This is a genomic window from Flavobacterium sp. FlaQc-28, from assembly GCF_044007415.1.
Lineage (GTDB): Bacteria > Bacteroidota > Bacteroidia > Flavobacteriales > Flavobacteriaceae > Flavobacterium.
The window spans coordinates 174,520-187,485 of the sequence record NZ_JBIPCM010000002.1; the positions used below are offsets into that span (position 1 = coordinate 174,520).

At 33.3% G+C, this 12,966-nt stretch carries 13 protein-coding genes; 4 read left to right on the plus strand and 9 right to left on the minus strand.

Annotated features, from left to right (window positions below; translation table 11 throughout):
- Positions 1-353: 353 nt before the first annotated feature.
- Positions 354-908 carry a thioredoxin family protein gene (locus ACHRVL_RS06650; protein WP_395411329.1) on the minus strand — a complete coding sequence of 185 codons (555 nt, stop codon included), beginning with the start codon at positions 906-908 and terminating at the stop codon, positions 354-356.
- A gap of 174 nt (positions 909-1,082) precedes the next feature.
- Between ACHRVL_RS06650 and ACHRVL_RS06655 the strand changes: the two genes are divergently transcribed.
- Positions 1,083-1,418 carry a tRNA-binding protein gene (locus ACHRVL_RS06655; protein WP_395411331.1) on the plus strand — a complete coding sequence of 112 codons (336 nt, stop codon included), beginning with the start codon at positions 1,083-1,085 and terminating at the stop codon, positions 1,416-1,418.
- Positions 1,419-1,498: 80 nt separating this feature from the next.
- On the opposite strand, the gene ACHRVL_RS06660 is transcribed toward ACHRVL_RS06655, so the two are convergent.
- The 3 genes from ACHRVL_RS06660 to ACHRVL_RS06670 form a co-directional block, all read right to left on the minus strand.
- Complete coding sequence (locus tag ACHRVL_RS06660; protein WP_395411333.1) at positions 1,499-2,047, minus strand: RBBP9/YdeN family alpha/beta hydrolase; 549 nt, start codon at positions 2,045-2,047, stop codon at positions 1,499-1,501.
- Between the two features lie 147 nt (positions 2,048-2,194).
- Positions 2,195-2,563 carry a PUR family DNA/RNA-binding protein gene (locus ACHRVL_RS06665; RefSeq protein WP_078227816.1) on the minus strand — a complete coding sequence of 123 codons (369 nt, stop codon included), beginning with the start codon at positions 2,561-2,563 and terminating at the stop codon, positions 2,195-2,197.
- Positions 2,564-2,632: 69 nt separating this feature from the next.
- Entirely contained in the window at positions 2,633-4,411 is a 1,779-nt protein-coding gene (locus tag ACHRVL_RS06670; protein ID WP_395411335.1) for an ABC transporter ATP-binding protein, read from the minus strand.
- Between the two features lie 203 nt (positions 4,412-4,614).
- On the opposite strand from ACHRVL_RS06670, the gene ACHRVL_RS06675 reads away from it, so the two are divergent.
- The 3 genes from ACHRVL_RS06675 to yajC all read left to right on the plus strand — a co-directional run bounded on the left by ACHRVL_RS06675 (position 4,615) and on the right by yajC (position 7,170).
- A complete protein-coding gene (locus ACHRVL_RS06675) occupies positions 4,615-5,721 on the plus strand; it encodes a Glu/Leu/Phe/Val dehydrogenase (RefSeq protein ID WP_395411336.1) in 1,107 nt (368 codons plus the stop codon).
- Positions 5,722-5,913: 192 nt separating this feature from the next.
- On the plus strand, positions 5,914-6,825 hold the full coding sequence (gene nusB / locus ACHRVL_RS06680; protein ID WP_395412172.1) for a transcription antitermination factor NusB: 912 nt from the start codon (positions 5,914-5,916) through the stop codon (positions 6,823-6,825).
- A gap of 69 nt (positions 6,826-6,894) precedes the next feature.
- Complete coding sequence (gene yajC, locus ACHRVL_RS06685; protein ID WP_395411337.1) at positions 6,895-7,170, plus strand: preprotein translocase subunit YajC; 276 nt, start codon at positions 6,895-6,897, stop codon at positions 7,168-7,170.
- Positions 7,171-7,440: 270 nt separating this feature from the next.
- On the opposite strand, the gene ACHRVL_RS06690 is transcribed toward yajC, so the two are convergent.
- The 5 genes from ACHRVL_RS06690 to ACHRVL_RS06710 form a co-directional block, all read right to left on the minus strand.
- On the minus strand, positions 7,441-8,001 hold the full coding sequence (locus tag ACHRVL_RS06690) for a YdeI family protein (protein WP_395412174.1): 561 nt from the start codon (positions 7,999-8,001) through the stop codon (positions 7,441-7,443).
- Between the two features lie 27 nt (positions 8,002-8,028).
- The gene (gene pepT / locus ACHRVL_RS06695) at positions 8,029-9,306 is read right to left on the minus strand and encodes a peptidase T (protein ID WP_395411340.1); all 1,278 of its coding nucleotides are present in this window, start codon (positions 9,304-9,306) and stop codon (positions 8,029-8,031) included.
- 119 nt (positions 9,307-9,425) lie between these two features.
- Complete coding sequence (locus ACHRVL_RS06700) at positions 9,426-10,562, minus strand: formylglycine-generating enzyme family protein (protein ID WP_395411341.1); 1,137 nt, start codon at positions 10,560-10,562, stop codon at positions 9,426-9,428.
- A gap of 97 nt (positions 10,563-10,659) precedes the next feature.
- Entirely contained in the window at positions 10,660-11,622 is a 963-nt protein-coding gene (locus ACHRVL_RS06705) for a DUF6515 family protein (RefSeq protein ID WP_395411342.1), read from the minus strand.
- Between the two features lie 108 nt (positions 11,623-11,730).
- Entirely contained in the window at positions 11,731-12,957 is a 1,227-nt protein-coding gene (locus ACHRVL_RS06710; RefSeq protein WP_395411343.1) for an OprO/OprP family phosphate-selective porin, read from the minus strand.
- Positions 12,958-12,966 lie beyond the last annotated feature (9 nt).

The window sequence follows — 12,966 nt, forward strand, 5'->3', positions numbered from 1 at the left end:
GCTGATTAGATAATTGTTAATTCAAAAAAAATCAAATTGTAGATTTAGTACAGTAGATGTTTTTGAAATTGTTGGATTAAAAAAAGCAAAGAATTATTTGAGAGGAGTTATTCCTTCAAATAAAAATAATATTAAAATGTGGTATAAATCCTCCGCCTGAAAGAAGAAATTGGAATAGACGGAGGCCTAATTAATAAAGGCCTTACTATGTGAAATAAAAACAGCACCAGACAGTTCCCTTCTTAAAGAAGACAACAACAGGTAAACTGTAAATATTGTTATAGTGCTCAAAATGAGTATTTGTTTATTAGAAAGTACAAAGATAGGTAAACTTTTTTAAAGGTACGCAATCTTTATTTCCATTTGATATTACAGCCTATATTTGGCTTTTGAATTGCATTTAAGGTGCGATTGTAAATTAAGGCATCAATGGCGCTTCTTAAATCGCTTCCGCTTAACGGAATTCCGTTTCCGGGTCTTGAATCATCAAGCTGACCTCTGTAAAATAATTGATTTTGACTATCGAATAAGTAAAAATCAGGAGTACAAGCGGCGTCATAAGCTTTTGCAATTTCCTGTGTTTCATCAAATAGGTACGGAAAATCAATTTTATTTTTAAAAGCAAATTCAGTCATCATTTCTGGCGAATCTTCAGGATATTTTTCAATATCGTTGCTTGAAATGGCTATTACGCCAAGTCCTTGAACGCGATAATCATTTGCAATCATTACGATTTCTTTGATTACATGAAGAACAAACGGACAATGATTGCACATAAAAATAACAAGAGTTCCTTTTGATCCTTTCAAATCTTCAAATGAATATTCATTATTAGAATTGGTATCTTTTAGATAAAAATTGGGAGCAATTGTTCCCAAAGGAATCATATTTGAAGGAGTTCGTGCCATTTTTATAAAAAATTAGTTCTCAAAAATAGGGTTTAATTTCTGTAAAAAAAAGAGCACAAGAATAATTCTTCTAGAGCTGCTTTCAAGAGTAGAGGCAGCTCTAAAAAATAGACTGAAGAAATAATGATTTTATGGACAAAATTTATAGGTTTGTAAATAATCAAAAATTAAAAAATGGATTTAACTTGGAACGAATTTGAAAGAACTGATATGAGAGTTGGAACTATCGTAGAAGTAAATGATTTTCCTGAAGCGAGAAAACCTGCATATCAACTAACGATAGATTTTGGTGCCGCAATTGGCATTAGAAAATCATCTGCACAAATTACAAAACGCTACGAAAAAGCAGATTTAGTAAACAGACAAATTGTGGCAGTTGTAAACTTTCCTAAAAAACAAATTGGAAAATTTATGAGCGAATGTCTTGTTCTTGGTGCTGTAGGCGAGGAGGGAGATGTTATTTTGTTAGCTCCAGATTTTAAGATTGAAAATGGGCTTCGTATAGGATAGTGTTCAGTGTTCAGATTTTTAGTGTTCAGTTTTAGATAAGTAAATAACAGAACACTAAAAATCTGAATACTGATTGTTTGTTACTTATTAATATTCGATATCAGCTTTTGCAGAATCGCTTGTCCTTCTTCCCAATATTTTAAATCAGAATCTGAGTTAATGTGGCCTTGTCTGCCAACATTTACAAAATCACTTCCCCATTTTTCAGCAAAATACTGCTTTCTTTCAAACAAAGAGTAAGGATCATTTTCGCTGGCTACAACTATCGACGGAAATGGTAATTTATAAAGCGGCATTGGCGAAAAATTTCTAATAACATCTGGCGTGTGTTCAGGCGAATCGACATCAGCGGGAGCGACCAGTAATGCGCCTGCGATATTTTTGTTGTTATTTGTTTCTGCCCAATGCAATACTAAAGAAACGGCTAAACTGTGCGCAATCAAAATAGTTGGTTTGTTAAGTTTAGAAACTGCTTCGTTTAAGCGGAATATCCAATCTTCGCGAACAGGTTCATCCCAATTATCCTGAACTAAACGAATAGAATTTTTAAATTTCTCATGCCAAAAGGTCTGCCAATGTTTGTCGCCTGAGTTTCCCAAGCCTGGTAATATTAATAGTTGTATTTCCATTTCGTGGAATTTTTATATATTAAAAAGGTTAGTTTAAAAGTTTAGATCCAGTTTTATCTCGACTAAATTTATAGAGTTTAAATATATAAAAAAAGTCCAAAATGCGAATCATTTTGGACTTGTACTTTTTAAAAAGTTATAATAGGACTAAATATCGTCAAAATCGATATCTGTAAAGCTAGATCTTTGTCCTTCAGGTTTATCAGAACTGTATTCTTTTTTAAAATCTTTTTGATGTCTTTCAGAAATTACTTCTTCGCCTTTGTGGTTCAAAACGTATGAAGTCATTTCTTCTAATATTTCGGCAAAAGCACTAAAATCTTCTTTGTATAAATAAATTTTGTGTTTTTTAAAATGAAAAGAACCATCTTCTTCAGTAAATTTTTTACTCTCAGTAATTGTGATATAATAATCGTCAGCTTTAGTAGCTCTCACATCAAAGAAATAAGTTCTTCTTCCTGCTCGTAATACTTTAGAAAAAATCTCTTCTTTTTCTAACATGTCATTTTCTCTCATAATACGTTCTATCATTTTTTGGAATTAATAGTACTCAAAAATCATAAAAAATTATCTATTACGCAACAATTAAAGTAATTCTTTTTCCGAAAGTTGTTTTAAATATAACGATGAATAATAGCCCTCCTGATTTATTAATTGATTATGAGAGCCTTGTTGAATGATTTTACCATCTTCTAAAATTATAATCTTATCGGCATTCTTTGCAGAGGAAACGCGATGGCTTACTATTATTGTAGTCTTATATTTACAAATTTCAAAAAGGTTATTTAGGATTGTTTCTTCTGTTTCGGTATCTACCGCAGATAAACAATCGTCAAAAAGTAAAATGGCTGGATTTTTTATAATTGCCCTCGCAATCGACACGCGTTGTTTTTGTCCGCCCGAAAGCGTGATGCCTCTTTCGCCTAAAACAGTATCGTATTGTTTGTTGAAAGCGGCAATATTATCATGAACAACGGCACTTTTGGCAGCTTCAATCACTTCTTCATCAGTTGCGTTTTGGTTGCCAAATTTGATGTTATTCTTGATCGTGTCTGAAAATAAGAATGCATCTTGAGGAACAATTCCAATATTATTTCGCAAATCATTTAAGTTTAAAGTACTGATTTCATTTCCGTCAATCGTTATTCTTCCATCGGTAACATCGTATAAACGTGATATCAAAGATAGGATAGTCGATTTTCCAGAACCAGTTTTTCCTAAAATGGCTAATGTTTCTCCTTTTTTTACGGTAAAAGTGACATCTTTTAAAGCTTCAATATTAGTGTCATCATAAGTAAAGCTTACATTTTCAAAAGCAATTGAACCTTGAATATCAGATGAGTTTGGATTGTTGTTTTTGATTTCTGGTTCGATTTTCAAAAATTCATTTAGACGCTTTTGTGATGCTTCGGCTTCTTGAACCATAGATGAAACCCATCCTAATGAAGCAACAGGCCATGTAAGCATATTTACATAAAGTATAAATTCGGCAATAGTTCCAATATTCGGAATTGTTCCGTTAATATACATGACGCCTCCAAAATAAATTACTACTAAATTACTGATTCCGATCAAGGCAATCATTAAAGGTCCAAATAACGATTGAACTCTTGCCAGACTTAAGCTTTTGCGTTTGCTTTCTTCTGCAAGATCAATCATGTTGTTTTGATGTTGATTTTCTAAGGAATATGCTTTTATAACTCTAATACCTGAAAATATTTCCTGCGAAAAACTTGAAACTTTTGATAAGTATTGTTGAAAGGTGGTACTTCGCTTATTGATTTCAGAACTTAATTTGAAAATACAATACGATAAAATTGGTAAAGGCAGAATAGTATATAAAGTAAGTAAAGGCGAAACATTATACATATATAGTATAACAATGGCAAAACGAATAAAAGTATTTATAGAGTACATTACTGCAGGACCTACATACATACGAACTTTAGAAACGTCTTCGCTTATTCTGTTCATCAAATCTCCGGTGCGGTTTTGCTTGTAGAAATTTTGCGAAAGATTTTCGTATTGTTTAAAAACCTCGTTTTTCAAATCAAACTCGATATGGCGTGACATCACAATTAAAGTCTGGCGCATTAAAAAGGTTAAAAATCCTCCAACAATAGCACTCGCGGTGATTAACAGTGCGTTATGAATTAATTCTCGCTGATAGAAATCGACTATGATTGCAGAGTTTCGATCTGTTTCTGATAATTTAAGAAAGCGCTCAATCACGTCAAAGCACTTGCTGACTAGTTTTGGAGTAAATAAGAAAAATATTTGTGCGATTATGGTGATTAAAATACCTAAAGAAAAACTGTATTTGTACTTAATGAAATATTTATTTAAATAGCTTAATTCTTTCATTTTTTTAAGAGATTCAATATTGAATTGATTTAATTTTATGAATTATTCTTAATTAAAATTATAATAAAATGCAATTAAATCAGAAATAATATATTGTATAATTGTTATTATATAGATAAAAAATTAGCACAAGTGTATTTTTTGTTTAAGTTTGAGAAGTCTTTTTGACAAATTCATAATTTTAACTAATTAATACTAGCGCTATGGATGCAGCTTTCGCAACTGGAAAGGAACTTCAAAAAATGGATCCTGTTTTTGGTCAATTATCTTTTGACGATCACGAACAAATTGTATTTTGCAATGACAAAGATACAGGTTTAAAAGCAATTATTGGTATTCATAATTCGGTTATGGGTCCAGCTTTAGGTGGTACTAGAATGTGGAATTACAATACTGAATGGGAAGCGTTAAACGATGTTTTGCGTCTTTCAAGAGGTATGACTTATAAATCAGCTATCACCGGTTTGAATATCGGAGGTGGTAAAGCAGTAATTATTGGGGATGCTAAAACGCAAAAAACACCTGAATTAATGCGTAAATTTGGTGAGTTTGTTCACTCTTTAAGCGGAAGATATATTACTGCTGAAGATGTTGGAATGGAAACTAAAGATATGGATACTGTAAGAGATGTAACTCCTTATGTAACTGGAATCTCTGAAGAAAGAGGCGGTTCTGGAAATCCTTCTCCTGTAACGGCTTACGGTGTTTATTTAGGAATGAAAGCGGCAGCAAAAAGCCAATTTGGTTCTGATGTTTTAGAGGGTAAAAAAGTTTTAGTTCAGGGAATTGGACACGTGGGTGAAACTTTGGTTGAATATTTAACTAAAGAAGGAGCACAGGTTACGATTACTGATATTAACGAAGAAAAATTATATCAGGTTGCTTCAAAATACAATGCGGCAATTTATACTGGTGAAGATTTATATACTGCAGATGTTGATATTTATGCGCCTTGTGCAATGGGAGCGACTATTAACGATAATACAGTAAACAAAATTAAAGCTAAAGTTATTGCTGGTGCAGCAAACAACCAATTGGCAGATGAGAATGTTCACGGTGCGAGATTACAAGAAAGAGGAATTTTATATGCGCCGGATTTCTTAATCAACGCTGGTGGAATTATCAATGTTTATGCTGAATTAGAGCATTACGGTAAAGCAGAAATCATGGCGAAAACAGAAAATATCTATAATACTACTTTAGAGATTATCGATTATGCTGTGAAAAACGGAATGACTACGCATAAAGCTGCACTTACAATTGCTCAAAATCGTATTGATGCAAGAAAAATTGAAAACAGCAAAAAGTAATAAAAGCTTATTTTAGAATTTAGAGTCTCGGTTTTAGTCGTATTTTTTAAGTAATCTTTAAAATAGGGCTAATAATCGAGACTTTTTTTGTTGATTTAATTTTAATATAAGGATTGAAATTCCTAATTTTGCAGACTAATTTTTAAATGTTCTTACAAGGTGGTAAATAGAAGACACATACGCGTTAAAGTAATGCAGTCCATTTATGCAATGCATCAAAGCGGTTCTGATAATATGGAAAAAGAAGAGAAGTTTCTTTTTTACAGCATTGATAATATTCAGGATTTATATCTTATAATGCTTTCTTCGTTGATTGAAATTTGCAAAAAAGAATCTGTTTTTTTACATCTTTCGAGCAAAAAACATCTTGCAACTGCTGCAGAACGTAATCCGAATGAAAAATTTGTCAAAAACAAAATTTTTCAACTTCTTGCCGAGAGCAATTCTCTTAGTATCGCTTTAGAAAATCGTAAAATCAACAACTGGACTTTAAACGATGATTATATCATTTTACTTTTAAATGATATTAAAGCAAGTGATTTGTATAAAAAATACATGAGCAACAACGTTAATACTTTTGAGGAAGACAAACAGTTTATTGCTGATTTATTTGCTGAAGTTATTGTTCCAAACGATAAATTATACGAATATCTTGAAGACGATAAATTGACTTGGGTTGATGATATTCCGGTTGTAAATACACATATCATTAAACAATTAAAAGCAATTAAGACTGAAGATCCAGACGATTTTAGAGTTCCTAAATTGTATAAAGATGTTGAAGATAAGGATTTTGCGAAAGATTTATTTAGAAGAACAGTTTTAAACGAAGCTGTTTTGGCAAAAGAATATGATGATAAAACGCCAAATTGGGACAGTGAAAGGATTGCCGAAATTGATACTATTATCTTAAAAATGGCAATTTGCGAATTCTTGAAATTTCCTTCAATTCCAGTAAAAGTAACTCTTAACGAATATTTAGAAATTGCAAAAGAGTATTCTACACCAAAAAGTAGTATTTTTATCAACGGAATTTTAGATAATCTTGTAAAGGAACTTACAGCCAATAAAAAAATGGTTAAAGTTGGAAGAGGACTAATGTAAAAAGGATAAATTCCAGTTTATAAATTCCAAAAGATAATATTAATATAAATCAAAAACAGAATTTCAATTATGGGACAATTAACTCAATTTGCGCCATTCCTATTAATGTTTGTGGTAATCTATTTCTTCATGATCAGACCACAGCAAAAAAGAGCAAAAAACGAAAAAGAATTTGAAAGCAACCTAAAAGTAGGTGATAAAATAATTACAAAAAGCGGTTTCCACGGTAAAGTTGTTGAGCTTGCTGAAACTTCAGTTATCATTGAAACAATGTCTGGAAAATTAAAAATAGAGCGTTCGGCTATTTCTATGGAAATGAGTGCTGCTTTGAATAAAAAGGCTTAATTTTTTAAATTACAATATCGAAAATCCCAAATTCCAGAAATGGAGTTTGGGATTTTTTTTGTTGTGACATAATTCAACACAATTTTGTCATTTCGAGGTACGAGAAATCTTCGCAAGTAACTCCGCAAAGTTTGTCGTCAATCTTTGTAGAGTTTCTAGTGCGATTTCTCGTACCTCGAAATGACAAAAAAGAAAAAACCTTTGTCAAAGTTTTAAACTTTGACAAAGGTTTTATATAACGTGGGATTTAAAATTTGGAATTTTTAAATACTACCTGTATTTATCATTCAGTCCAACATTTGCTAATATCATCGGAATCACTTTTTCGATTCTCGAAAGCTTCGTTTTTTCCTGCTTAGCACTTTCGATATATTCTAAAAACTCATATTGCTTGTAAGGGGTAAACTTTTGAAAAGCTTCTTTTAAAGCTGGGTTTTGAATCATTTCTTTGTCAAGAAGTTCAGAGATTATCATTTCCTTTTTTGCAGGTTTAATGATTTTGCCCTGCTTTTCATTTTCAATAGCTTCTAAGATATATTCTAAAATTACTACCTCGTCTATATCTTCTTTTGAAGCAAAACGCCATTGACGTAATGATTTTGTTATTTCTTCCTGTGCATTGATGAGTTTCTTTTTTTTATCTTTAAGGAAAACACCATTATAAAACCAAATTGTAAAATAATCTTTAAAACCTCCAATGCCAAGGACATTTCTTTTCTCGTATACATAAACCGGGCCGCCCCATTTTGTGGTTTCTTTCAGCTCGGTTTTATCAATAATAGATTTAAGAAGAAGTAATTCCTCTTCCCATTGGCTGCCGTATTTCCACATGCCCTTATTTTCAGAAGCTGGTTCCAATTATTTTTTCTTTTTAGGTTTTTCGACTGCTTCAAAAATTCCTGGAATTGCAGTAAGTTCTGCAATTTTTACAATAACATCTGTTGCTTTCTGAATACTTTCGGCAGGAACATATTCGTACTTTCCATGAAAATTATGTCCGCCTGCAAATATATTCGGGCAAGGTAAGCCCATGAAAGACAATTGAGAACCATCAGTTCCGCCTCGAATTGGCTTTATGATTGGTTTAATATCTAGTTCTCGCATTGCTTTTTCGGCAATATCTACAATATGTTTAACAGGAAGTACCTTTTCTTTCATATTGTAATATTGATCTTTTACTTCAGCAATTACAATATCTTCACCAAATTTTTTTGCAAACTTCTTGTTGAATTTTTTAGCAATTTTTGCGATTAACTCTTTACGTTTTTCGAATTTCTTTTTGTTGTGATCACGAATAATTAATTCTAAAACAGTTTCTTCGATAGTGCCTTTTATATGATGTACATGGAAAAAACCTTCGTAACCTTTTGTTTCTTGCGGTGTTTCACCTTTTGGAAGTTCATTGATAAAATCATTAGCCAGCAGCATTGAGTTTATCATTTTTCCTTTGGCATATCCTGGGTGAACGCTTTTTCCTTTGAAAGTAATTTTAGCGCCTGCAGCATTGAAATTTTCGTATTCTAATTCGCCAATCTGGCTTCCGTCCATCGTGTACGCCCATTGAGCGCCAAATTTTTCAACATCAAAATGATGTGCACCACGGCCAATTTCTTCATCAGGTGTAAAACCAATTCTAATTTTTCCGTGTTTAATTTCCGGATGCTGGATTAAGTACTCCATTGCAGAAACGATCTCAGTAATTCCAGCCTTATCATCTGCACCTAATAAAGTAGTTCCGTCAGTTGTAATAATAGTTTGTCCTTTGTATTGCAATAAATCTTTGAAATAATCTGGAGATAAAATGATGTTTTTATCTGCATTTAGAACAATGTCTTTTCCATCATAATTTTCTATAACCTGCGGCTTTACGTTTGCACCGCTAAAGTCTGGAGAGGTATCAAAATGAGAAACAAATCCAATTGTTGGCACTTCATGATCAACATTACTTGGCAAAGTCGCCATGATATAAGCTTTGTCGTCAATAGTAACCTCTGTCAAACCTATAGTTTTTAGTTCTTCAACTAATTTGTTAGCAAGATTCCATTGTTTTTCTGTACTTGGAGTAGTTTTCGAATTCGGATCTGATTCGGTATCAATTGTTACATAACTGATAAAACGATCTATGATGTGTTGCATTTTTTTTAATTTTTAGCAAATATAAGTAATTTTTTCAGCAGATATATTTAGTAAGTTGTCTCTAAAAACAAAAAAAGGATTCTGTTTTCAGAATCCTTTTTTTGATATGATTTTTTTCTTTAAATACTTTTAACGCATCTAAAACCAAGATGATTGGCTGCAGATCGAATTTCTCCTTTTCCTCTAGTTCCAACCATATATCTGGTGCAATATTGATCTGTACATAAAAAGGAACCGCCTCGGTGCACACGTTTTATTTGGCTTGGATCTGCAGGATCATTGTAAGCATCAGGACCTTGCGGATTTTTAGCTACTTTTCCGCTTTCACTTAAAGATTTATAGTAATCTATGCTGTACCAATCGCTTGTCCATTCCCAGACATTTCCAGCAACATCATAAAGTCCGTACGAGTTTGGAGCATATTGTTTTACAGGAGCAATACCTTTAAAACCATCTTCGCCTGTATCTCCGTCTTTAATTGGAAAATGTCCTTGGTAAATATTGGCTTGAAATTTTCCTTTTGGTTTTAAAACATTTCCCCAAGCGTAAATTTCTCCTGTTTTACCACCTCTTGCCGCAAATTCCCATTCCGCCTCAGTTGGAAGTCTTTTTCCAGCCCATTTTGCATAGGCAGCATCGTCTTCATAAGTAATATGTACAACAGGGTATTTTTCTTTTCCTTTTAAAGAACTTTGAGGTCCAAGCGGATGTTTCCAATCCGTTTCAGGGATATAGGCCCACCATTGTAGAAAATTGTTCAAATTTACAGCGGCATCAGTAGGATTAAATACTACAGAACCCGTTATTAGATCTTCTTCGGCAGCTGTTGGAAATTCTTCTTTTGTTGGTTTTTGTTCGGCAACAGTTACGTATCCTGTAGCTTTTACAAATTCAGCATATTGTTCATTTGTAACTTCGGTTTCGTCCATATAATAGCCATCAACATAAACTCTATGTACAGGAGCGGCATCTTTTGTAACACCTTTTATACTGCATAAACTTTCATCTTCAACATTACTTCCCATCGAAAATTCGCCACCCGGAATCCAAACCATTCCTTTTGGAGCTTTTCCAGTTGGTTTGTTTTTATTTTCAATAGTTGGTGCAAAAACTGAAGCTATAGAAGTATCGGGCTTTTCGGCACAATCCATTACTGCCATTTTTTGCTTTGGTGAGATTAGTTTAGTGTAACCATAAGCAATTGAAATAATTGAAATAGTCAGCACGGCAAATATCCAGTAGGTTTTATTTTTCATTGTAAAAATTTTAAGCTGATAATGGTTGTTAATAGATAGACATAAAAGTAAATAAAATTATTTTTAATAGTATACTGAATTGGTAGAATTTAAAAAATTAATTCTCCTTTTCTACTTGCACGACTTCATATTTGTCTTTTCCGTCAACTTGAACTGGCTGGTAATATGTTTCGCCAAATTTTACATATTTAACATCACCAATAGTTACTTCTTCACCACCTTCAGGCAGCTTGTCGACTACAGTTCCAGCAGTTGGGGCAACTACTTTGTAGTTACTTCCATCTTTTTCGTAATAGGTTCCACCATAATAATAGTTATTGACGGTTCCTGTATTAACTGTTTCGGCTCCACTTGGAATATTATTTACTGTGCCGCCAACAGGGGCAGGAACAGCTGTATAGCCTCCATTTGTAGAGGTGTACCAAACGCCTTGATCATAGTGATATTTTTCATTTTCTACACTAACTACAATTGCTGTAACGGCCAGCGTTGCCACGAAAAATCCCCAGGGATGCCAAACAGGACCCCAATAAAAAGGTACGTACGGACGAGGGAAATAGGGATGATAACAGTTGTATCGATATCCTCCATAAACATAAGGTGGGCGTGCATAAGGTCTGTAGCCCGGTCTAACTACTGTATTACGGTTGTTGCGAACATGTACACTGTTGTTAACATTAATATTGACGTTATTTCTGTTTCGATTAACAGTATTGCCGCTAATATTGGTATTTCTATTTCCTGTTTTGTTTCTATTTACAGTATTTGAATTTCTATTGTTGGTTGTAGTTCTACCGCCAATTTTTGAGTTGGAAGAGTTAGAAGGTCTGTTTATTTTAGTACCCGAATTATTTGCACCGGGTCTATTTGCTGCTGGCCTCGCTTGAGTTGCAGGTCTGTTTTGTATAGCACCGCCGCCTCTCTGTATTCCGCCGGCAGGTCTATGTGCGCCACCACCGCCGCCTCGACGCTGTGCTGTACTATCTATTGAAATCAAAAAAAATGATCCAGCTAAAAATAGTAATGCGCCTTTTTTTAGAGTTTTAGTTAAATTTTTCATTTTCAGATTTTTACGTTGGTTAAAGTTATTAAAAAATATACTTTGTATAGAATATTAAATCGAATATTTTGAATTGCTGCAATGTCATTTTAGATTAAAACTTAAATTCTACAAGGAAATATCCCATTGTATCCTAAAACGCCAGCCTTGTTCTAAAGGCAAAGTTTTGTCTTGAAAACTAAAATAGGAAACCTCTGAAGTGAGCTTGTTTTTATGTCCCTTAAAGAACCAGTTAAAAGCAAGGGTTGTTTCGTTTTGTAAATTTTGTTTTATACTGTTATCTGGGCGATAGGAAGCGTGTCTTCCTGCCATTTCTAAGTGTTTTGGCCACCAATTAAGTACATTATGAAAAAAATAACCAGCCTGAACATAGTATCCTTTTAAAGTCGTTGTGTCATTATTATTCAATTTATCAATAATTTCTTTGGTATGCAATTCGCTTTGCCAAGAAAAACCGCGATACATAAAAGCAGTTTCCATATTCCATTGATTTACTCTGTATTGACCAGGTAAACCATTTTCAAACCCGTCTAAAGAACCTCCGCCTGCTTGAGAAAAGCGTGTATAAGGGCTTCTATTGGTTATGGCAGAAAAAGCAATAATTGGAGTGGGTTTTTCATGAAACTCTAAATCGCAGCCTTCAAAATCAAGAAAGCGTCCCAAAAAGTTCCACTGTGCTCTTCCAAAATACATTAAATTATTGTCATCGTTTGAGGTGCTGCCTCGACCTGTTCCTGTTAAAGCAGCAGCCCAATAATTAAAATCGGCAATACCGCTCCCTTTCAAATGTCCGTACACTTCAAAACCCAATTGGCGATCGACGGTAAAAGGACGGTTAATAAGTGATCGTTCAACCATTTGCTGTTCACCGCTGCTGATAAAACGTTCGCGGGTAAATTCAGTTTTCCATTGTCCGACTTTAAAGCTCAGCCATTCCCATTTTTCGATCATTATTCTAAAGTCCAGTAAATTGGACTGACTTAATTCATATTCCCAGTAGTATTTCAACCAGGGTTCAAAAGCATGTCCGCCAATTTTAAGTCTGGCGCGGTTTATTTTAAAAGTGGTTTTGGCATCTTGGCTGTAATCATCATAAGTTAAAGGATCAGTATCATAGGGAGTAGAAAATCTAAATTGAAATCGGCTTTGTAATTGAAATAGAAATTTATTGTCTTTGGTTTGTAGTTCTATTCCTTTATCGCCATAACGAACATTAATTAGTTTAGTAGTATCTTTTTCTTTCAATTGCTGCGCTGAACTATCTAAACTAAATAATAGTATTAAGCTGAGAAGAAAAGTATTCAATACGTTTGTTAGAATGTTTGCGTTATGCATATGCTTAGA